Genomic DNA, 20,965 nt, shown 5'->3' with positions numbered 1-20,965 from the left:
TCCGGGCTTTCGTTCTGTTCTTGCGTTTCCGACTCTATCAGAGTCAGTCCCGCTCGCTTTCCAGGTTCTTCGCTTTCGCGCTTTCCCTTTCCGGCGATTCCAACCCTACCAGACCATTTCCGCGCCGTTTCCGGACTTGGATTTGAATTCGGTGGCCGTTGGAGGGCCTTTCCCTTTCGGGTGGATCAGACTTTATCAGGTCTCCCTGAGTGCTGATTCCCACCCTCCCCCGACTTCGTCCGGGCACACGTGTGTGCCGGGGTGCCGTGCGAGGTGGAGACGTAAACGTACTGGAGCGGAGCCCCCGGATGCAAATCCGGTTGCTCCGCTCCAGGAAGGTCGCTACGGCGAGGCTCAGACCTCGACGACGACCGGGAGGATCATCGGGCGGCGGCGGTAGCTGTCCGACACCCACTTGCCCATGGTCCGGCGGATGAGCTGCTGGATCTGGTGCGGCTCCGCGACGCCGTCGGCGGCGGCGCGGGCGATGGCTTCCTCGATCTTCGCGACCACCGGGCCGAAGGCCGAGTCCTCGATGCCGGAGCCGCGGGCCTGGATGTTCGGGCCGCTGACGACCTTGCCCGTGGTGCTGTCGACCACCACGTAGACCGAGATGATGCCCTCCTCACCGAGGATCCGGCGGTCCTTGAGGTGGACCTCCGTGACATCGCCGACCGAGAGGCCGTCCACGTACACGTAGCCTGCCTGGACCTTGCCGGAGATCCGGGCCTTGCCGTCGATCAGGTCGACGACCACGCCGTCCTCGGCGATGACGATGCGGTCCTTCGGGACGCCCGTCATGGCACCGAGCTCGGCGTTGGCGCGCAGGTGGCGCCATTCGCCGTGGACCGGCATGAGGTTCCGCGGCTTGCAGATGTTGTAAAAGTACAGCAGCTCGCCGGCGGAGGCGTGGCCGGAAACGTGCACCTTGGCGTTGCCCTTGTGCACGACGTTGGCGCCCCAGCGGGTCAGGCCGTTGATCACGCGGTAGACCGCGTTCTCGTTGCCCGGGATCAGGGACGACGCCAGGATCACGGTGTCGCCCGGGACGATCCGGATCTGGTGGTCGCGGTTGGCCATGCGGGACAGGGCTGCCATCGGCTCGCCCTGCGAACCCGTACACACCAGGACGACCTCGTGGGCCGGCAGGTCGTCGAGGGTCTTCACGTCCACGACGAGACCGGCGGGGACCCTCAGGTAGCCCAGATCACGGGCGATGCCCATGTTGCGGACCATCGAGCGGCCGACGAAGGCGACCCGGCGGCCGTATTCGTGGGCGGCGTCGAGGATCTGCTGGATGCGGTGCACGTGGCTGGCGAAGCTGGCCACGATGATCCGGCTGTGGGCGTTCGCGAAGACCGTGCGGAGCACGTTGGAGATCTCGCGCTCGGGCGGGACGAAGCCCGGGACCTCGGCGTTCGTCGAGTCGGAGAGAAGGAGGTCGATGCCCTCTTCGCTCAGACGCGCGAAGGCGTGCAGGTCGGTGAGGCGGTTGTCCAGCGGGAGCTGGTCCATCTTGAAGTCGCCGGTGGCCACGACCAGGCCGGCGGGGGTCCGGATGGCCACGGCCAGGGCATCCGGGATGGAGTGGTTGACGGCGATGAACTCGCAGTCGAAGGGACCGAGGTTCTCGCGCTCCCCCTCCTTCACCTCAAGGGTGTAGGGGCGGATGCGGTGCTCCTGGAGCTTCGCCTCGATGAGGGCCAGCGTCAGCTTGGAGCCGATCAGCGGGATGTCCGGCTTCTCCCGGAGGAGGAAGGGGACGGCGCCGATGTGGTCCTCGTGGCCGTGGGTGAGGACGATGCCCTCGATGTCGTCGAGCCGGTCCCTGATGGACGTGAAGTCCGGAAGGATCAGATCGATGCCCGGCTGCTCTTCCTCGGGGAAGAGAACGCCGCAGTCGACGATCAGCAGGCGACCGTCGAACTCGAAGACGGTCATGTTGCGGCCGATCTCGCCGAGGCCACCCAGGGGGGTGACGCGCAGGCCGCCCTTGGGCAGCTTCGGCGGCGGGCCGAGCTCAGGATGCGGATGGCTCAAAAGTGTCTCCTCACCACACGCGCCACGTACCCCTTAGGCACGTGGCGCGCATGTCATTCGTGCACTTGCTGTTATCTGTTTTGTTCTGTTTGTAACGCTTAGTGGTTGTGCTTATTCAGTTGTGAAGTCTGTTGTCAGAGCTGTACCCCGCCGGCGGCAAGATCGATCTTGAGCTGTGCCGCCTCTTCGGCGGTCAGCTCGACCAGCGGCAGCCGCAGCGGGCCGGCGGGCAGACCCTGCATGTTCAGCGCGCCCTTGGTGGTGATCACACCCTGGGTGCGGAACATTCCGGTGAAGACGGGGAGCAGCTTCTGGTGGATCTCGGTGGCCTTCTGGACGTCGCCGCCCAGGTGGGCCTCCAGCATGGCGCGCAGCTCGGGGCTGACCACGTGGCCGACCACGGACACGAAGCCGACCGCGCCGACCGAGAGGAGCGGCAGGTTCAACATGTCGTCGCCGGAGTACCAGGCCAGACCGCTCTGGGCGATGGCCCAGCTGGCGCGGCCGAGGTCGCCCTTGGCGTCCTTGTTGGCCACGATACGGGGGTGCTCGGCCAGGCGGACGAGGGTTTCGGTGTTGATCGGGACACCACTGCGGCCGGGGATGTCGTAGAGCATGACCGGCAGCTCGGTGGCGTCGGCGATCGCGGTGAAGTGCCGGTAGAGGCCTTCCTGCGGGGGCTTGCTGTAGTACGGGGTCACCGCGAGCAGGCCGTGGGCGCCGACGCGCTCGGCCTGGCGGGCGAGCTCGAGGGTGTGCCGGGTGTCGTTGGTGCCGATGCCGGCGACGACGTGGGCGCGGTCACCGACCGCTTCGAGTACGGCTCGTACGAGGTCGTTTTTCTCCGCGTCGGTGGTGGTCGGCGACTCACCGGTGGTGCCGTTGATGATCAGGCCGTCGTTGCCTGCGTCCACCAAGTGGACGGCGAGCCGCTGCGCGCCGTCGAGGTCGAGTGCGCCATCCGCCGCAAAGGGCGTGATCATGGCGGTGAGGACCCGCCCGAAGGGGGTCTGCGGAGTCGAGATCGGAGCCATGGGTAACACGCTACTCGCTGCCACGCTCGCGGTGCCCCCTCGGGGGACGTCAACAGGGCCACCTCACCAGCGGCGGCGAGGTGAGTGCGGGATCCCGGCACTGCCTGCTCGGGGGTTCAGGCAGTGCCGGGTCCGTTTGATCAGCCTAGATGAACTTTACGAAACGCCGCAATACGGACACTTGGGACTTGGCTCCGCACGTCTGTACGCCACGGGTGGAACAGCCCTTACGGGGCAACCCGCCCGTTGCCGTTGAAGGCGGCGTACGTGAGCGGCATGAGCCGTGCCCAGTGCTGCTCCATCTTCTCGCCGACCATCTCGATCTCCCGCTGCGGGAAGGACGGGACCGCCGCCAGCTCGTGCTGGGTGCGCAGACCGAGGAAGTGCATCAGCGAGCGCGCGTTGCAGGTGGCGTACATCGAGGAGAAAAGACCGACCGGCAGGACCGAACGGGCAACCTCGCGAGCCACGCCCGCCGCCAGCATCTCCTGGTAGGCCTCGTAAGCCTGGCGGTAGGAGTCCTCCATGACGCGGCCCGTCAGTTCCTGCTGCGCCTGGGTGCCCTCGACGAAGACGTACTTGCCCGGGCGGCCCTCCTGGACGAGCTTGCGCTCGGCGTCCGGGACGTAGAAGACCGGTTCGAGCTCCCTGTAGCGGCCGGACTCCTCGTTGTAGGACCAGCCGACACGGTGCCGCATGAACTCGCGGAACACGAAGATCGGGGCGCTGATGAAGAAGGTCATCGAGTTGTGCTCGAAGGGGCTGCCGTGGCGGTCCCGCATCAGGAAGTTGATGAGGCCCTTGGAGCGCTCCGGGTCCTTCTGGAGCTCCTCCAGGGACTGCTCACCCGCCGTGGAGACCCGGGCGGCCCACAGCACGTCCGAGTCGGCGGCGGAGTGCTTCACCAGCTCCACCGTCACATCACTGCGGAAGCTGGGTTTCAGGTCTGAAGCGGCGGTCTCGCTCACCGGGGGTCCTTCCGAACATGCGCGGGCTGGGCGCGCCCACTCTACGTCGCCTCGCGACGGCGCCCGCGCAAGCCCCGCTCGACGGCCCGTCACCCGGACAGCTGACACGCCGCCATGAATTTTGGTTGATGCCCGGAAACCCGGCACCGATTGGGCCCGCCGATCGTCCTACGTCATAGAACGCCAGCCATGCAGCCGTCGCCCCCCAGGGGCCCGATCGTGAGGAGAGTCGCTCCCATGCTCAGTCGGCGCGAACCCGTCCCGTTCGCCTTCGTCGCCGAGGCCGACCGATTCCGCAGCAACGTCACTCCGCCGCCGCGCGAGAGTCTGAGCAAGAGCCAGCTGGCCGCCCGTAGTCTGGTGGGGCTGACCGTGGTGGCCGGGCTCGTCGGCTCGTTGCTCTTCGGAATGCCCGCACTTCAGCCCGGCAGCGCGCCGCAGAAGTCCGAGGCCTCCCAGGGGCGGTAGCCTCACGGCACAGCCCAACCGAACGTGCATGTGAGTGAGGTCCAGCCGTGCCCCTGCCCTTCCTGACGGCCGACGGCGTATTCGAAGCGCATGAAGACGATGCCCTCGCCCACGTCGACCACAACCGCTGGCGCCGGCCCTACCGGCCCGGGCCCTGGCGGGTGGCCGCCGCGGCGCTGCTGCTCCTACTGGCCGCCTTCATGCTGATCTCCACGATGATCATCGCCTTCGCGGGCACCTGGACCTGGGCCGTCGTCTGCCTGATCGCCGCGCTGGCCGTGATCGGGTCGGCGCTGCGGATCCTGCTCGCGGGCATCTGGGTGAGCCCGGCGGGGCTGCGCCAGGTGGCGTTCCTCAGGACCCGCTCCCTCTCCTGGAGCGAGATCGACGGGATCCGTACGGTGCAGCAGCCGGTGCGCTGGCTCGGACTGCCCCGGACGGTGCAGGGGCAGGCCCTGACGGTGGCCGGGCGCGGCGGCGCGGAGCTGCCGGTGCTGCTGACCGACCACAACGCCGACTTCCTGTCGCGGACGGAGGCGTTCGACCGGGCCGCGTTCGCGGTCGAGGCCTGGGCCGACGAGTACCGGCCCGTGCCCGCGTAACCGAGCCGGGCGGGTGGGGCCCGTACAGGACCTGATCAGGCCTGTACGGGCCCTTCCGCTTCTTCCACGGGTGCGGCGGGGGCGGCGCCGTGCAGGGCGATCGCCCGCTGCATGGCCTTGCGCGCCCGCGGGGTGTCGCGGGCGTCGTGGTAGGCGACGGCGAGGCGGAACCAGGTACGCCAGTCCCCCGGCGCGTCCTCGGTCTCGGCCTTGCGGCGCGCGAAGACCTCGTCGGCGGAGTCCCGCAGGATCCGGCCGTACTGGTCCCGCTCCAGCTCGTCCACGGGGAGTCCGCCCTCGGCCTCCAGCTCGGTCGCGAGCTGGTTGGCCTTGGTGACGAACCGCGTGTTCTTCCAGAGGAACCACACGCCGATGGCCGGCAGGATCAGCACCGCCACCCCGAAGGTGACGGTGAGCCAGGTTCCCTGGCGGATCAGCATCAGGCCCCGGCTGCCGACCAGGACGAAGTAGACGGCCAGAACGGCTGCCGTGACGGTGTACGTGATCTTCGCGCGCATGGGTACTACTGCCTGCTCATCAGCCGAGGTCGAGGAAGTGTTCCAGGCCGAACGTGAGGCCCGGGGTCTGCGTCACGCGGCGCGCGCCGAGCAGGATGCCCGGCATGAAGCTGCTGTGGTGCAGGGAGTCGTGACGGATGGTGAGGGTCTCGCCCTCGCCGCCGAGCAGCACCTCCTGGTGGGCCAGCAGGCCGCGCAGGCGGATGGCGTGCACCGGGACGCCCTCGATGTTCGCGCCGCGGGCGCCGTCGAGGGCGGTGACGGTGGCGTCGGGCTGCGGGGCGCAGCCGGCCTCGGCGCGGGCGGCCGCGATGAGCTGCGCCGTGCGGGTGGCGGTGCCGGAGGGCGCGTCCACCTTGTTGGGGTGGTGGAGCTCGACGACCTCGACGGATTCGAAGTAGCGGGCGGCCTGAGCGGCGAACTTCATGGTGAGGACGGCGCCGATGGAGAAGTTCGGGGCGATGAGCACACCGGTCTCCGGGGAGCCGGCCAGCCAGCCGTTCAGCTGCGCGAGGCGGTCCTCGGTCCAGCCGGTGGTGCCGACCACTCCGTGGATGCCGTGGCGGATGAGGAAGTCCAGGTTCCCCATCACCGAGGCCGGTGTGGTCAGCTCGACCGCGACCTGGGCGCCGGCCTCGGCCAGCGTCTCCAGCTTGTCGCCGCGGCCGAGTGCGGCCACCAGCTCCATGTCGTCGGCGGCCTCGACGGCCTTGACCGCCTCGGCGCCGATCCGGCCCTTGGCCCCGAGGACCGCCACGCGCAGCTTGCTCATTCTGCTTCCTCACTTACGTACGGAACTAGGCGACCGCTTCGTCGAGACGGGCGGCCTGCTTTTCCTTCAACGGACCGATCACCGCGAGGGACGGCCGCTGGGCCAGGACGTCCCGGGCGACCGCGCGGACGTCGTCCGGGGTCACGGCGGCGATCTGGGCCAGCATGTCGTCGACCGACATCTGGTCGCCCCAGCACAGCTCACTCTTGCCGATGCGGTTCATGATCGCACCGGTGTCCTCCAGGCCCAGGACGGTGCCGCCGGAGAGCTGTCCGACGGCCCGCCTGATCTCCTCGTCGGTGAGCCCGTCGGAGGCGACCTTGTCGAGCTCTTCGCGGCAGATCCGCAGCACGTCGTGGACCTGGCTGGGCCGGCAGCCCGCGTAGACGCCGAAGAGGCCGGTGTCGGCGAAGCCGGAGGTGTACGAGTACACGCTGTAGGCCAGGCCGCGCTTCTCCCGGACCTCCTGGAAGAGCCGGGAGGACATACCCCCGCCGAGGGCGGTGTTCAGCACGCCCAGGGCCCAGCGGCGCTCGTCGGTGCGGGCCAGGCCCGGCATGCCGAGGACCACGTGGGCCTGCTCGGTCTTGCGGTTGACCAGTTCGACGCGGCCGGAGGTGCGGATGCGCTTGGCGCCGCCGCGCGGGCCGACCGGCTCGGCGTCGGCGCGGGTCAGCGCTCCGGCCCTGTCGAAGGCGGCGCGGACCTGGCGTACGACCTTGTTGTGATCGACGTTCCCGGCGGCGGCCACGACCAGGTGGGTGGGGTCGTAGTGCTTCTTGTAGAAGCGGCGGATCCGGTCGGCGGTGAGCGCGTTGATCGTGTCGACGGTGCCGAGCACGGGGCGGCCCAGCGGGGTGTCCCCGTACATGGTCTGCGCGAACAGGTCGTGGACCACGTCGCCCGGGTCGTCCTCGGTCATCGCGATCTCTTCGAGGATCACGCCGCGCTCGGCGTCGACGTCCTCCTCGCGGATCAGCGAGCCGGTGAGCATGTCGCAGACCACGTCGATGGCCAGCGGCAGATCGGTGTCGAGCACCCGCGCGTAGTAGCAGGTGTACTCCTTCGCCGTGAAGGCGTTCATCTCGCCGCCGACCGCGTCGATCGCGGAGGAGATGTCGAGGGCACTGCGCTTCTCGGTGCCCTTGAAGAGGAGGTGCTCCAGGTAGTGCGTGGCGCCGTTCAGCGTGGGCGTCTCGTCGCGGGAGCCCACGTGGGCCCAGATGCCGAACGTGGCGGAGCGGACGGAGGGCAGCGTCTCGGTGACGATGCGCAGTCCGCCGGGGAGGACCGTGCGCCGGACGGTGCCGATGCCGTTCTGCCCCTTGAGGAGTGTTTGGGTACGGGCGACGGCCCGCCCCTCCGAAGAGGGGCGGGCCGTCACACGGGAACTACGCGACGTCACTTGTCGGAGTCGTCCTTGTCAGTCTCAGCGTCGGCGGTCTCGCCCTCGATCACGGGGATCAGGGAGAGCTTGCCGCGGGAGTCGATCTCGGCGATCTCGACCTGCACCTTGGTGCCGACCGCGACGACGTCCTCGACGTTCTCCACACGCTTGCCGCCGGCGAGCTTGCGGATCTGCGAGATGTGCAGCAGACCGTCCTTGCCGGGCATGAGGGAGACGAAGGCACCGAAGGTGGTGGTCTTGACGACCGTACCCAGGTAGCGCTCGCCGACCTCCGGCATGGTCGGGTTGGCGATCGCGTTGATCGTGGCGCGGGCGGCCTCGGCGGCCGGGCCGTCGGAGGCACCGATGTAGATGGTGCCGTCGTCCTCGATCGTGATCTCGGCGCCGGTGTCCTCCTGGATCTGGTTGATCATCTTGCCCTTGGGGCCGATGACCTCACCGATCTTGTCCACCGGGATCTTGACGGTGATGATCCGCGGGGCGAACGGGGACATCGCGTCCGGCGTGTCGATCGCTTCCATCATCACGTCGAGGATGTGGAGGCGGGCGTCGCGGGCCTGCTTGAGGGCGGCGGCCAGAACCGAGGCCGGGATGCCGTCGAGCTTGGTGTCCAGCTGGAGCGCGGTGACGAACTCCTTGGTGCCGGCGACCTTGAAGTCCATGTCGCCGAAGGCGTCCTCCGCACCGAGGATGTCGGTGAGGGCGACGTAGTGCGTCTTGCCGTCGATCTCCTGCGAGATCAGACCCATGGCGATACCGGCGACGGGGGCCTTGAGGGGCACACCGGCGTTCAGCAGCGACATGGTGGAGGCGCAGACCGAGCCCATGGACGTCGAACCGTTGGAGCCGAGGGCCTCGGACACCTGGCGGATCGCGTACGGGAACTCCTCGCGGCTCGGGAGGACCGGCAGGATCGCGCGCTCGGCGAGCGCGCCGTGGCCGATCTCGCGGCGCTTGGGCGAGCCCACGCGGCCGGTCTCACCGACGGAGTACGGCGGGAAGTTGTAGTTGTGCATGTAGCGCTTGCGGGTCACCGGGGAGAGGGTGTCCAGCATCTGCTCCATGCGGAGCATGTTCAGGGTGGTGACGCCCAGGATCTGGGTCTCGCCACGCTCGAACAGCGCGGAGCCGTGCACGCGCGGGATGGCCTCGACCTCGGCGGCGAGGGTACGGATGTCCGTGATCCCGCGGCCGTCGATGCGGACCTTGTCCTTGATGACGCGCTCGCGCACCAGGGCCTTGGTCAGGCTGCGGTACGCGGCGGAGATCTCCTTCTCGCGGCCTTCGAAGGCCGGGAGGAGCTTCTCGGCGGCGATCTCCTTGACGCGGTCCAGCTCGCTCTCGCGGTCCTGCTTGCCCGCGATGGTCAGCGCCTGGGAGAGGTCGCCCTTGACGGCGGCCGCGAGGGCCTCGTACACGTCGTCCTGGTAGTCCAGGAAGACCGGGAACTCGCCCTCGGGCTTGGCGGCCTTGGCGGCCAGGTCGGCCTGGGCCTTGCAGAGGGCCTTGATGAACGGCTTGGCGGCCTCGAGGCCCGCGGCGACGATCTCCTCGGTCGGAGCCTCGGCGCCGTCCTTGACGAGGGCGATGGTCTTGTCGGTGGCCTCGGCCTCGACCATCATGATCGCGACGTCGCCGTCCTCCAGGACGCGGCCCGCGACGACCATGTCGAAGACGGCGTCCTCGAGCTCGGTGTGCGTCGGGAAGGCGACCCACTGGCCGCGGATCAGCGCGACGCGGACGCCGCCGATCGGGCCGGAGAAGGGCAGACCGGCCAGCTGGGTGGACGCGGACGCGGCGTTGATCGCGATGACGTCGTACAGGTGGTCGGGGTTGAGCGCCATGATCGTGGCGACGACCTGGATCTCGTTGCGCAGGCCCTTCTTGAAGGACGGGCGCAGCGGGCGGTCGATCAGGCGGCAGGTGAGGATCGCGTCCTCGGAGGGGCGGCCCTCGCGGCGGAAGAAGGAGCCGGGGATCTTGCCGGCCGCGTACTGGCGCTCCTCGACGTCCACCGTCAGGGGGAAGAAGTCGAGCTGGTCCTTGGGCTTCTTCGACGCGGTGGTGGCGGAAAGCACCATCGTGTCGTCGTCCAGGTAGGCAACGGCGGAGCCGGCGGCCTGGCGGGCCAGACGGCCCGTCTCGAAGCGGATGGTGCGGGTGCCGAAGGAACCGTTGTCAATGACGGCCTCGGCGTAGTGGGTCTCGTTCTCCACTAGCGTTTTCTCCATATTCGTCGTCTCCGTCCGCCACCCGTGTGGTGGAGGACGGTGTTGGAGAAGCGCTCCTGGCGTGCGTGGCCGGTCTTCGATCGAAGCACCCGGTTCGGGGCCCGCAGGGGAGCCTTCCGGATGCCACTACCGAGGACCGGCGGCGTAGGGAGGGCGCTCCTCCTCTTCGGTTGTGCGCTGTACTCAGACTACAAAGCGTCCGGTACGTCGCGCACGTACAGCAAAGGGAGCGGCCCCCTCAGAGTGGGGTCCGCTCCCTTCACAGCGTCTTTACTTGGCGCCGGCCGCACCGCGGCGGATGCCGAGGCGCTCGACCAGCGTACGGAAGCGCTGGATGTCCTTCTTGGCCAGGTACTGCAGCAGACGGCGACGCTGGCCGACCAGGATCAGCAGACCACGACGGGAGTGGTGGTCGTGCTTGTGGGTCTTGAGGTGCTCGGTCAGGTCCGAGATGCGCTTCGAGAGCATCGCGACCTGGACCTCGGGGGAGCCGGTGTCGCCCTCCTTGGCACCAAACTCTGCGATGATCTGCTTCTTCGTAGCGGCGTCGAGCGGCACGCGTACTCCTCGTTTAGGTCTTCGTAGCCACCGAGTGCCCCAGGTCGAATTCTCTGAGGATCTTCCGTAACTCGGGAGGCGGGGTCCGCTGGGCGCAGTCCACAGACTCTTGTCGAAGAATCCGGGGACGCGTACACAAACGGCCGTCGCACAGCGTACCAGGCCGCCGGGCCCCGACGTCTCAGCTGGTGAGAGAGCGGGCCCTGGAGTAGACGTCGAGCACGGCCAGGGCCAGCGGGACCAGGCTGAGCAGTACCGCCGCCTCGGTGAGGTCGAGCAGCCGTCCCCAGAAGGGTGACAGGCCCTTGCGGGGGATGACAAGCGCAATTCCGGTGAGGAGCGCCGCGCCGGCGGCGACGGCGGCCGACAGCCAGAGCGTACGGAGGTCCAGGCCGCCGCGGTCGTGGTAGCGGACGAGCTCGAGGACCAGGCCGGCCGGCGGGCGCAGGGCCAGGCCCAGGATCAGCAGCCCGGTGGCGGCGAGACCCGCGACCAGCGTGCACACGACCTGCGAGGTGTAGCGGAAGAGCCGGGCGCGCAGCAGCATGGCCAGGCCGGTGGCGAGGGCGAGCAGCCGGCCCCAGGTGTTGTCGGAGAACCCGAGGACGGCGGCGGAGCCGACGGCGACCGCGGCGCAGCCGCCGACCAGGCCGAGCAGCATCTCGTGGCCGCGGCGGGCCTGGGCGGCGATGGCCTCGGCGTCGAGGGAGGCGGCCGGGTCGCGCTGGTCGGAGCCGGCGGCGGCGTCACCGTACGGCTCGGTCTCGTAGCGGTCCGGGGTCTCGTAATCCTCCGCGGAGCTCTGCGGGGCCGCGTAGCCGATGGGCAGCCGGGCGAAGCGGGCCGAGAGGCCGGGGAGGAAGGCGACGAGTCCGATGGCGACGGGCGCGCAGACGGCGGCGGTGGCGGTCGCGGAGGCTCCGGCGGCGATGGCCGTGAAGGTGGCGAGGGTGCCGGTGGCGCCGAGGAAGGTGGTGGCGACGAAGGGGGCGTCGCCGCTGGGGGTGAGGGCGACCAGGGCGACGGAGGCCACGAGGACGCAGACGCACCCGAGCAGGAACTGGAGGCGGCCGGGTCCCTCGCCGGCGGCGGGGGCGACGATGCCGGATCCGGCGATCAGCAGCTGCGGGAGGGCGCCGAGGCCGAGGGCGACGGCGGAGCCCCGGTCGCGGTAGACGCGGGCCCGCACCCCGGCCGCGGCGGTGAGGAGGACGCCGACGGCTCCGGCGATGATGCCGGGCAGCCCGTGCATGTCGTGCCGGACGGGGTCCGCGTACCAGAGGACGAAGCCCAGCAGGACGAGCAGGACGGCGGCGCCGGCCAGGCCCGCGCCGCGCAGCATGTCGTCGCTCCAGCGGTGCCGGTCGCGGACGACGGCGGAGGCGACGGCGTCGGAGACGTCGTCGAAGACGGCGGGCGGCAGGGACTCGGCGAAGGGGCGCAGGCTGAGCACCTCGCCGTCGAGGACCTGCTGGGCGGCGAGGCTGCGGGCGCCGTCGAGGACGGTGCCCGAGCGGCGGACCAGGTGGAAGCCGGTGGGGGCGCCGACCGGCTGGGTCTGGCCGGTGAGGCGCAGCAGCTCGGGGTAGACGTCGGCGACGGCGATGTCCTCGGGGAGGGCGACGTCTATCCGGCTGTCGGGGGCCACGACGGTGACCCTGCAGAAGCCCGTCGTTACGGCCGTACTCACCTGTGTGACCCCCCTGGTTGGCTGTCGGCTGGCATGCCTGACGCGGAGTCGGCGGCGCCGGATTCGCGGATGCGCATGCTGCGCGCGCCACCCTACCGGGAGTATGCGTGACTGTCGGCAAGTAGGATCACCGGCGCGGGGAGGAGACCCCCTCCACGCCCGGGACTTGGGGGCGCCGGTTGCGACGTCCCGTCCGTTTTCGAGGGATTGATGCTCCGGTGAGCCAGATCGTCGTCAAACGCCCGCCGCGGTCCCTGCCGCCCGAAGTCCCTTCGGAGGAGTTGAGGCTGGAGGCACCGCCGGAACTGCCGCGGGGGCAGCAGGAGGGCATGCTGATGCAGCTCCTGCCGATGCTCGGCATGGGTTCGTCGGTCGTCTTCTTCTTCATGCCGGGTGCGGCGCCGTTCATGCGCGTCATGGGTGTGCTGATGCTGACGTCGACGGTGGCCATGGTCATCGCGCAGTTGGTGCGGTTCCGGCGCGGTACGCAGGGGCAAATGGCCGATGTGCGCCGGGACTACCTCAAATACCTCGCGCAGACGCGCCGTCAAGTACGTCGTACGGCGCGGGCGCAGCGTGACGCCCAGTTGTATCTGCACCCGGCGCCCGACCAGTTGTGGTCGGTGGTGGCCGAGGGCTCACGGCTGTGGGAACGGCGCGTCGGCGACGGCGACTTCGGGCAGGCCCGGCTGGGGCTGGGCGCGCAGCGGCTGGCGACTCCGCTGGTGGCGCCGGACACGGCTCCGGTCGATGAGCTGGAGCCGCTGACGGCGGGCGCGATGCAGCGCTTCCTGAAGGTGCACTCCTCGCTGGACGGGCTGCCGATGGCGGTGTCGATGCGGGCGTTCTACCACGTGACGGTGTCCGGGGAGCCGGACGCGGCGCGCGGGACGGCGCGGGCTCTGGTGGCACAGCTGGCGACCCTGCACTCCCCCGAGGACCTGATGGTGGCCGTGGTGGCGGCGCCGGGTGCGGTGGCCTCGTGGGACTGGACCAAGTGGCTGCCGCACACGCAGCTGCCCGGGCAGGTGGACGGGGCCGGTACGAAGCGGCTGTTCGGCGACGACCTGGCCGAGCTGGAGGGGCTGCTGGGCCCCCGGCTGGACGGGCGGCCGCGGTTCAGCCGGGACGTGTCCCCGGTGCTGGACCAGCCGCACCTGGTCGTCGTCCTGGACGGCGGGATGGTGCCGCCGGATTCGGTGTTCGCGGCGGCCGAGGGGCTGCAGGGCGTGACCATCGTCGAGGTGGTGGCGGGCGAGCTGGACGAGCCGCGGGGCGGGCTGTCGGTCGTGGTACGGCCGGGCCGGCTGCGGCTGGAATCGGGCGGGGGCGTCGCCTACGAGGGCGTCCCGGACACGCTGTCGCTGCCCGCGGCGGAGGCGCTGGCCCGGCAGCTGGCGCCGCTGCGCACGGGCGGCGGGGACGACGACGAGCCGCTGCTGGCGAATCTGGACTTCACGGACCTGCTGAACCTGGGCGACGCGGCCGCGGTGGACGTGGCCCGGACCTGGCGGCCGCGGTCGGCCGGTGAGCGGCTGCGCGTGCCGATCGGTGTCGGCGAGGAGGGCGCCCCGGTGATGCTGGACCTGAAGGAGGCCGCGCAGGAGGGCATGGGCCCGCACGGGCTGTGCGTGGGCGCGACCGGTTCGGGCAAGTCGGAGCTGCTGCGCACGCTGGTGCTGGGCCTGGCGGTGACGCACACCTCGGAGACGCTGAACTTCGTACTCGCCGACTTCAAGGGCGGTGCGACCTTCACCGGCATGGGGCAGATGCCGCATGTCGCGGCCGTCATCACGAACCTGGCGGACGACCTCACGCTCGTGGACCGCATGGGCGACTCGATCCGCGGTGAGCTCCAGCGCCGGCAGGAGCTGCTGCGCTCGGCGGGCAACTACGCGAACATCCACGACTACGAGAAGGCGCGCGCGGCGGGTGCCCCGCTGGAGCCGCTGGCCTCGCTGGTGCTGGTCATCGACGAGTTCTCCGAGCTGCTGACGGCGAAGCCGGACTTCATCGACATGTTCATCCAGATCGGCCGCATCGGACGGTCGCTGGGCGTGCATCTGCTGCTGGCCTCGCAGCGCCTGGAGGAGGGCAAGCTGCGCGGGCTGGACACGTACCTCTCGTACCGGATCGGTCTGCGGACCTTCTCGGCGGCGGAGTCGCGGACGGCGATCGGCGTGCCGGACGCGTATCACCTGCCGTCGGTGCCGGGTTCGGGCTATCTGAAGTTCGGCACGGACGAGATGACCCGCTTCAAGGCGGCGTACGTCTCGGGTACGTACCGTTCGGGCGGCCCGGATCTCTCGGTGGGCCTGTTCCCGGTGGAGCGGCGGCCCGCGCTGTTCACGGCGGCTCCGGTGCCGGTGGTGTACGCGGCCCCGGACCCGGCGTATCTGGCGGCGCAGGAGACGCGGGGGGACGACGCGCTGGCGGACACGGTGCTGGACGTGATCGTGGGCCGGCTGGAGGGGCAGGGGGTGCCGGCGCACCAGGTGTGGCTGCCGCCGCTCGACCAGGCGCCGCCGCTGGACCAGTTGCTGCCCGCGCTGCGGCCGAGCGCCGAGCGGGGTCTGCACGCGGACGGGTACACGCGGCCCGGCGGGCTCGTCGTACCGCTCGGCCTCATCGACAAGCCGTTCGAGCAGCGGCGCGAGGTGCTGTACCGGGACTTCTCGGGGGCCGCGGGCCACATGATGATCGTCGGCGGTCCGCAGTCGGGCAAGTCGACGCTGCTGCGGACGCTGGTCTCCTCGTTCGCGCTCACGCACACCCCGCGCGAGGTGCAGTTCTACGGGCTGGACTTCGGTGGCGGCAGCCTGTCGTCGATCGCGGAGCTGCCGCACGTGGGCGGGATCGCCTCGCGGCTGGACCCGGAGCGGGTGCGCCGCACGGTCGCGGAGGTGGGGGGCATCCTCAACCGGCGCGAGGAGTTCTTCCGCGCCCACAGCATCGACTCCATCGGCACCTACCGGCGCCGGCGGGCGGCCGGCGACCTGCCCGGCGAGGCGTGGGGCGATGTGTTCCTGCTGGTGGACGGCTGGGGCACCTTCCGGGGTGAGTACGACGGCCTGGAGTCGGTGGTCACGGACATCGCGTCGCGCGGTCTGGGCTACGGCATCCACGTGGTGATCACCGCGGCGCGGTACATGGAGGTGCGGGCCGCGCTCAAGGACCAGATGCTGAGCCGGCTGGAGCTGCGGCTCGGCGATGTCATGGACTCCGAGTTCGACCGCAAGGTCGCGGCGAACGTCCCGACGGGCATGCCGGGGCGCGGTCAGGTGCCGGAGAAGCTGCACTTCCTGAGCGCGCTGCCGCGCATCGACGGCTCGCACGACCCGGAGGACCTGTCCGAGGCCACGGCCGCGTTCGTGTCGGCGGTGAAGCAGCACTGGCCGGGTGCCGCGGCTCCCGGAGTACGGCTGCTGCCGCGCCTGCTGCACGCCGACCAGCTGCCCCAGGGCGGGGAGCACCCCGGGCTCGGGCTCGCGATCGGCATCGACGAGACCGCGCTGGAGCCGGTGTTCGTCGACTTCGACACGGATCCGTTCCTGCTGGTCTTCGGCGAGAGCGAGTCCGGCAAGACGAACCTGCTGCGGCTGATCGCCCAGCGGATCGCGGAACGCTACACGCCGGACCAGGCGAAGCTGGTCGTGGGCGACTACCGGCGCGGCCTGCTCGGGGCGCTGCCGGAGGAGCACCTGCTGGAGTACGCGCCGATGGCGGGCTCCCTGCAGATGCACATGGAGGCGCTGGCCGGGGTGTTCGCGCGCCGCCAGCCGCCGACCGACGTCACCCCGCAGCAGCTGCGCGACCGCAGCTGGTGGACGGGCCCGGACGTGTTCATCGTGATCGACGACTACGACCTGGTCGCGACGAGCCAGGGCAACCCGCTGAACCAGCTGGTGGAGTTCCTGCCGTTCGCCCGGGACACCGGTGTGCGCTTCATCATCGCCCGCAACTCGGCGGGCGCCTCGCGCTCGATGTACGAGCCGTTCATCCAGCGGATCAAGGAGCTGGGGGCGCAGGGCCTGGTGCTGTCCGGCGACCCGTCCGAGGGCGACCTCGTCGGCAACGTCCGGCCGCGCCCGATGCCGCCGGGCAGGGCGTATTTCGTCTCGCGCAAGCGGGGCACGTCGCTGGTGCAGCTGGGGCGGATGCCGGGCATGTGAGCGCTGCCCGCGGGCCCGGCGGTGGGGAAAGCCTCCCCCGGCGGGCCCGCAGCGCACATAATCGGCAGCGAAGACCTCAGCAGCACCGCACCACCGAGGGAAAGGCCGCACATGGGCACCCAGCAGGAGAAGGACGAGCTGTACGCGCTCGACATCAGCGGCGTGGAGTGGGAAGGGCCGCCCGGGACCAGCCCGAGCGAGGAGCGGGTTGAGATCGCGAAGTTGCCCGGGGGCGCGGTGGCCATGCGGTCCTCGCTGGACCCGGACACCGTGCTGCGGTACACGGCCGCCGAGTGGGAGGCGTTCGTACTCGGGGCCAGGGACGGCGAGTTCGACCTGACGTAGCGGTTTCGCGGTTCCGCTCTTTGGGCGGACGCGGACGGGGCGCGCCCGGTTCGGGCGCGCCCCGTCAGTGTGTTCCGGCTGCGCGGACCGGGCTCAGTAGGCCTCGGTGAACAGGCGCGAGGCCTTGACGTCGGTGGCGCGGTAGGTGCTGTTGCCGTGCTCGATGAGCTTGGCGACCTCTTCCAGCTTGTCGCGCATGTGCTCGGCCTTGGCCTTGTACTCCTTCTGGATGCCCACGTACGCCTGGTGGGCCTCACCGTCCCAGGTGTCGGTGACCACCGTCAGCGCCGCGTCCATCTCGGCGAGGTCCTTGACGATCTTCTGGGAGATCGCGCGGATCCGGTCCGCCATCTGCTGGACGGTTGAGTACCGTACCCGGGTGTGGCCGTCGTCGGTCATGTTCTTCTCCTTAGAACTGTGGTGGCGAGGAAGCGCCGGAGATCCGCCGTCGTGCCGGTCGACGCGGGGCGCGGGAACCTGGGCTCAGACGCCGTTGAGGCCGGACGTGTTGGCCGGCGGCTGGCCGCTGTCGGCCGCGATCCTGCTGAACGCCTGGCGGACCTCGTCGTCCTGGGCGTTGCTGAGGTTCTTGGTCCCCGACACGGCGTTGTGCACGACGCCGAGCAGGGTGCGGATCCGGTCGTGGTCGGTGTTGATCAGGATCTGCGCGCGCTTGAACCCGTCGGCGCCCACACCGGTCCAGCCGGCGGCCACCGTCTCGATGATGTCGGCCAGTTCACGGGACTGCTTGCTGACAGCGTCGGCCGTCTCGGAAACCCTGGTCTTGGCCTTGACGATGGGATCGTCTGCGAGACCGAAATTGTCGTTGATGCTCACCCGAAGCTCCTCACTTCTCAATTCGCCGGCGGTGCCGGCGGATCGCGCAGCGGAGCGGATGTTCCCGCGCGCGGCTTCACGCCGCACGTGGCTGCAATCCCCCTCCGCTTCACGCCGATCCCCCGATCACAGTCGTGAAGCCTGGCGCCACTCTAACCACTTCGGCCGAACCGCCCAACACCGGTCGCCTGGTTCTGTTTCCGAACCATGACTGTTCACTGCAAACGGCGTCTGCGGCTACGGGTGTCGCGGACCACCGTCGCCGTTCCGGCGATGACGGCGATGAGGACCGCCCCGATCCCGAGAGCGTAGGTCCCGAGCCGTTCCTCGCATTCCTGTGCGGTCTCCGTCAAGTGCAGCGGAGCCGCCTGCGGGGCGGCGGCCGGGGGCGGTCCCGGGTCCGGGACGGGCTTCTTCGGGGCCTCGCGGTCCTGGGTGACCGCGCGCACCGGGTCGACGACGCCCCAGCCGACGTAGTCGTCGCGGCCCTTGACCGTGCGCTCGGCGGTGCCCTGGATCTGCCAGATGATCTGTTCCGGGGTCCACTCCGGGTGCTGGGCGCGCAGCAGGGCGGCGACTCCGGCGACGTACGGGGCGGAGAAGCTGGTGCCGTTGTCGACGCACTGGCCGAAGCCCGGGACGGTGGAGACCATGTCGACGCCGGGCGCCGCGACCGCGATGAAGTCGCCCGGCTGGGAGAACGCGGCCCGCTCGTTGTTGCGGTCCGAGGCGGCCACGGCCAGCACGCCGGGGAAGGCGGCCGGGTAGGTCCTGCGCTTCTGGCCGCTGAGGCCGTCGTTGCCCGCCGAGGCCACCACGACGACCTTCGCCTCGACGGCCCGCCGGACGGCCTTGGCGAGCTCGGAGTCCTCGGTCAGCGGTACGTCGGTGTCCTGCGAGATGTTGATGACCTGGGCCCCCTTGGCGACCGCGTGGTCGATCGCCTCGCCCAGGGTCTTGGCGTTGCCCTGGCCCTGCCCGTCGTTCTGCCGGATGGGGATGATCGTGGCGTCCGGGGCCAGGCCGACGAAGCCGGTCCCCTCCTGGGGGCGGGCCGCGATCAGCCCGGCGACCTTGGTGCCGTGGCCGACCGTGTCGTTCGTGCCGTCGCCGCCCTTGGGATCGACGTAGTCCTTGCCGGCGCCGGTGTCGATGGCGCCGGCCAGCTGCGGGTTGGCGCGGTCCACGCCGGTGTCGATGACCGCGACGCGGACGCTGTTGCCCTTGCCGTCCTTGCCCTTGGTCTCGGCCCAGAGCGCGTCGACGAGGAGGCGTTGCAGGGCCCAGGGGCGGTCGGCGATCTGCTTCTTCATGGGGTACGTGCACTCGCCGGCGCCCGCGAGGCGCAGGGCGGGCGCGCCCGGCGCCGGGGCGGTCCCGGTCGCGGCGGCGGCCGTAGAGCCCGATGCGGCGGCGGCCGTGGTGCCGGATACGGCGGCGAGGGCGAGGGCTGCGGTCAGGAGCGCGCGGTGCGCGCGGTTCGGGAGCTTGGGCATCGGCGGCTTCCTCACGAACCCTGCGGCTGGCGTGCCGAGTTGGTGTCCAGGCGCGGTCCCTTGGAGAGGAACTCCGACCAGGCGATGGGCACCGTGGCCGGGACGACACCGTCGTAGCCGAGCCGGATCTGCGCCTGGCTGGCCTCGGGCCGGCCGTCCGCCGCGCCGTCCTGCGCCTGCTGGTCGGGGGCGCCGATCTTCGACTGCTCGGAGTCGCTGTCGCCGTTGGCCTGGACCGCGTACCGCAGCCCGGTGTCGGTGACGAGGAACAGGGAGCCGCCGGCGCTGGTCTGCTTGCCCTGGATCTGGGTGTAGAGCAGGCCCGAGCCCGGGGTGACGTACGCGCTCGTGCCGCTGGCGGCGATGTCGACGGGGAAGCCGGTTCCGGCCCAGGTGCTGAGGGTCTGGTTGCCCTGGGCGTCCACGGAGCGCAGGACGTTGCAGACGGTGTCGCGGTCGCGCGGGGCGGAACCGGAGCCGGAACCCGTACCCGAGCCGCTCGTGGCGCCGGCCGAGGAGACGCGGTTGACCTGGGCGGACTTCTTCAGCGGCCACCTGACGTCGGCCTTGAACGGGGTGGCCTCGGGGTTGAGAGACTGGAGGTCCACCTCGTGCGGTTTGCCGTTCATGTTGAGCACATCGGTCGCGGGCGAGGAGATCAGCAGCCAGGCCACGAAATCGGAGACCGGGGCGACCCGCCCGGGCAGGACCACGTAGTGCTGGGTGCCGGAGCCCGTCTGGGCCAGCAGCACCATGCCGACCTTGTTGTCGGCGGTCGTCAGACCCTGGACGCCCGCGTCCGGCCCGGCTGCGGCGGGCAGCTTCGGGAACTCCAGCGGGTCACCGGAGTTGAGGGTCGTCAGCCACTCCTCGGTGACCTGCTGCGGGACGGCGCCGGTCCCGACGAGGGCGTTGGTGATCTTCCCGGCGTCCGGGGTGCCCTCGGGGAACTTGTACTTCGCACCCGTCGCGTCGACGAGGTAGCGCTCCTTGGACCCGCCGGTGCTCTGGACGTACAGCACCTGGCTGTCGGTGAGCTTGCGGCCGTCGTCCATCCGGCCCGCCTCGCGGTCGGCGAGGACGAAGGCGGCGGTCTGCACGCCCTTGCCGTTGCCGCCGGGCTGCTGGCAGACGGCCCAGCGCTTGGCCTTGGCCGCGTCCGCCTTGGCGGGGAGCCGGTCGGGGGCGTACGGGATGCCGACGATGGGGCCGCGCGGCGGTTTGCCGGCGTCCAGCACCTTGTCCTCGACCTGGATGACCTTGAACTTCTTCGGGTCCAGGAGGAGTCGGGCGGAGGCCAGGTTGAGCACGGGGTGCAGCCGCGTCTGGCTCTTGCCGTTCACCTTGGTCGTGAGGACCACGTACCGGGTCGTCGACTGCTTGCCGACGATCACCGCGGTGCCGGGCTCGGCCCAGCCCTTGGGCGCCTGCGGTTTGAACATGCCCCAGGCGCCGAACCCGGCGAGCACGACCATCCCCACGATCAGCCCGGGCAGGACGGCGCGCAGCGGCCGGGGCGCGCCTTCCTCGGTTCCCGTGGCGGAGGGCTGGAGGAACGCCGCCACGGTGCGCCGCTTCGCAAAGGTGTACGCGTTGAGCTCATCGCGTCGTGATGCCATGACCGCCTGCTTCTCCCCGCACGGCCCGGTCGGTGAGTACGGTCCCCGGGCCTCGATTGTCGGACCGGGGACCTACTATGCCTCTTGACGGAGCGTGGACAGGGGCCGGGTAGGGTGCAGTTGCCGCTCAGCGCCTTCCGCACCGCCGCATTCAGGAACATCGGGGCATCAGGGCTTGTTGGGGTGGATTGGGGAGATTCCGGGGTC

17 protein-coding genes are annotated in these 20,965 nt (G+C 70.4%); 4 read left to right on the top strand and 13 right to left on the bottom strand.

Features of this window, described 5'->3' with window-relative positions:
- Window positions 1-354: 354 nt before the first annotated feature.
- The 3 genes from MTF65_RS22115 to thyX all read right to left on the bottom strand — a co-directional run bounded on the left by MTF65_RS22115 (window position 355) and on the right by thyX (window position 4,042).
- The gene (locus MTF65_RS22115; protein WP_243630628.1) at window positions 355-2,040 is read right to left on the bottom strand and encodes a ribonuclease J; all 1,686 of its coding nucleotides are present in this window, start codon (window positions 2,038-2,040) and stop codon (window positions 355-357) included.
- A 134-nt stretch (window positions 2,041-2,174) separates the two neighbouring features.
- The gene (dapA, locus tag MTF65_RS22110) at window positions 2,175-3,074 is read right to left on the bottom strand and encodes a 4-hydroxy-tetrahydrodipicolinate synthase (protein WP_243630627.1); all 900 of its coding nucleotides are present in this window, start codon (window positions 3,072-3,074) and stop codon (window positions 2,175-2,177) included.
- Window positions 3,075-3,301: 227 nt separating this feature from the next.
- A complete protein-coding gene (gene thyX, locus MTF65_RS22105) occupies window positions 3,302-4,042 on the bottom strand; it encodes an FAD-dependent thymidylate synthase (RefSeq protein WP_243630626.1) in 741 nt (246 codons plus the stop codon).
- A 237-nt stretch (window positions 4,043-4,279) separates the two neighbouring features.
- Here thyX and MTF65_RS22100 point away from each other — a divergent pair, with 237 nt between their 5' ends.
- Window positions 4,280-4,510 (top strand): hypothetical protein, encoded by a 231-nt coding sequence (locus MTF65_RS22100; protein WP_243630625.1) that lies wholly within the window; start codon window positions 4,280-4,282, stop codon window positions 4,508-4,510.
- 47 nt (window positions 4,511-4,557) lie between these two features.
- Complete coding sequence (locus MTF65_RS22095; RefSeq protein WP_243630624.1) at window positions 4,558-5,112, top strand: PH domain-containing protein; 555 nt, start codon at window positions 4,558-4,560, stop codon at window positions 5,110-5,112.
- A gap of 35 nt (window positions 5,113-5,147) precedes the next feature.
- Here MTF65_RS22095 and MTF65_RS22090 read toward each other — a convergent pair whose 3' ends face one another.
- The 6 genes from MTF65_RS22090 to eccD all read right to left on the bottom strand — a co-directional run bounded on the left by MTF65_RS22090 (window position 5,148) and on the right by eccD (window position 12,289).
- The gene (locus tag MTF65_RS22090; RefSeq protein WP_243630623.1) at window positions 5,148-5,630 is read right to left on the bottom strand and encodes a hypothetical protein; all 483 of its coding nucleotides are present in this window, start codon (window positions 5,628-5,630) and stop codon (window positions 5,148-5,150) included.
- Window positions 5,631-5,649: 19 nt separating this feature from the next.
- On the bottom strand, window positions 5,650-6,402 hold the full coding sequence (gene dapB / locus MTF65_RS22085; protein WP_243630622.1) for a 4-hydroxy-tetrahydrodipicolinate reductase: 753 nt from the start codon (window positions 6,400-6,402) through the stop codon (window positions 5,650-5,652).
- Window positions 6,403-6,427: 25 nt separating this feature from the next.
- A complete protein-coding gene (locus MTF65_RS22080) occupies window positions 6,428-7,807 on the bottom strand; it encodes a pitrilysin family protein (RefSeq protein WP_243630621.1) in 1,380 nt (459 codons plus the stop codon).
- Complete coding sequence (locus MTF65_RS22075; protein WP_243630643.1) at window positions 7,804-10,026, bottom strand: polyribonucleotide nucleotidyltransferase; 2,223 nt, start codon at window positions 10,024-10,026, stop codon at window positions 7,804-7,806. Before MTF65_RS22075 ends, MTF65_RS22080 begins: the two co-directional genes overlap by 4 nt.
- Window positions 10,027-10,311: 285 nt before the next feature.
- Window positions 10,312-10,599: a 30S ribosomal protein S15 gene (rpsO, locus tag MTF65_RS22070; protein ID WP_136213493.1), complete on the bottom strand. Its 288-nt coding sequence runs from the start codon at window positions 10,597-10,599 to the stop codon at window positions 10,312-10,314.
- Window positions 10,600-10,780: 181 nt separating this feature from the next.
- Window positions 10,781-12,289 (bottom strand): type VII secretion integral membrane protein EccD, encoded by a 1,509-nt coding sequence (eccD, locus tag MTF65_RS22065; protein ID WP_243630620.1) that lies wholly within the window; start codon window positions 12,287-12,289, stop codon window positions 10,781-10,783.
- Between the two features lie 218 nt (window positions 12,290-12,507).
- Here eccD and eccCa point away from each other — a divergent pair, with 218 nt between their 5' ends.
- A complete protein-coding gene (gene eccCa, locus MTF65_RS22060; protein WP_243630619.1) occupies window positions 12,508-16,461 on the top strand; it encodes a type VII secretion protein EccCa in 3,954 nt (1,317 codons plus the stop codon).
- Between the two features lie 111 nt (window positions 16,462-16,572).
- Window positions 16,573-16,806: a DUF397 domain-containing protein gene (locus MTF65_RS22055; RefSeq protein WP_008737714.1), complete on the top strand. Its 234-nt coding sequence runs from the start codon at window positions 16,573-16,575 to the stop codon at window positions 16,804-16,806.
- A gap of 93 nt (window positions 16,807-16,899) precedes the next feature.
- On the opposite strand, the gene MTF65_RS22050 is transcribed toward MTF65_RS22055, so the two are convergent.
- The 4 genes from MTF65_RS22050 to eccB all read right to left on the bottom strand — a co-directional run bounded on the left by MTF65_RS22050 (window position 16,900) and on the right by eccB (window position 20,758).
- Complete coding sequence (locus MTF65_RS22050) at window positions 16,900-17,205, bottom strand: WXG100 family type VII secretion target (protein WP_243630618.1); 306 nt, start codon at window positions 17,203-17,205, stop codon at window positions 16,900-16,902.
- An 84-nt stretch (window positions 17,206-17,289) separates the two neighbouring features.
- Complete coding sequence (locus MTF65_RS22045) at window positions 17,290-17,643, bottom strand: hypothetical protein (RefSeq protein ID WP_243630617.1); 354 nt, start codon at window positions 17,641-17,643, stop codon at window positions 17,290-17,292.
- A 215-nt stretch (window positions 17,644-17,858) separates the two neighbouring features.
- On the bottom strand, window positions 17,859-19,139 hold the full coding sequence (gene mycP, locus MTF65_RS22040) for a type VII secretion-associated serine protease mycosin (protein WP_243630616.1): 1,281 nt from the start codon (window positions 19,137-19,139) through the stop codon (window positions 17,859-17,861).
- A gap of 11 nt (window positions 19,140-19,150) precedes the next feature.
- Window positions 19,151-20,758, bottom strand: a complete 1,608-nt coding sequence (gene eccB, locus MTF65_RS22035) for a type VII secretion protein EccB (protein ID WP_243630615.1) — start codon at window positions 20,756-20,758, stop codon at window positions 19,151-19,153.
- Between the last annotated feature and the right edge of the window lie 207 nt (window positions 20,759-20,965).

The organism is Streptomyces sp. APSN-46.1 (genome assembly GCF_022815725.1).
GTDB lineage: Bacteria > Actinomycetota > Actinomycetes > Streptomycetales > Streptomycetaceae > Streptomyces.
Note: the sequence above shows the minus strand (reverse complement) of the source record. Positions and strands in the feature narration are given on the sequence as shown.

What these genes read in the sequence shown, in the direction of transcription:
- dapA (WP_243630627.1), bottom strand. Translation starts at nt 3,074, where the DNA reads ATGGCTCCGATCTCGACTCCGCAGACCCCCTTCGGGCGGGTCCTCACC.
- MTF65_RS22100 (WP_243630625.1), top strand. Translation starts at nt 4,280, where the DNA reads ATGCTCAGTCGGCGCGAACCCGTCCCGTTCGCCTTCGTCGCCGAGGCC.
- MTF65_RS22090 (WP_243630623.1), bottom strand. Translation starts at nt 5,630, where the DNA reads ATGCGCGCGAAGATCACGTACACCGTCACGGCAGCCGTTCTGGCCGTC.
- dapB (WP_243630622.1), bottom strand. Translation starts at nt 6,402, where the DNA reads ATGAGCAAGCTGCGCGTGGCGGTCCTCGGGGCCAAGGGCCGGATCGGC.
- MTF65_RS22055 (WP_008737714.1), top strand. Translation starts at nt 16,573, where the DNA reads ATGGGCACCCAGCAGGAGAAGGACGAGCTGTACGCGCTCGACATCAGC.
- MTF65_RS22050 (WP_243630618.1), bottom strand. Translation starts at nt 17,205, where the DNA reads ATGACCGACGACGGCCACACCCGGGTACGGTACTCAACCGTCCAGCAG.
- mycP (WP_243630616.1), bottom strand. Translation starts at nt 19,139, where the DNA reads ATGCCCAAGCTCCCGAACCGCGCGCACCGCGCGCTCCTGACCGCAGCC.
- eccB (WP_243630615.1), bottom strand. Translation starts at nt 20,758, where the DNA reads ATGGCATCACGACGCGATGAGCTCAACGCGTACACCTTTGCGAAGCGG.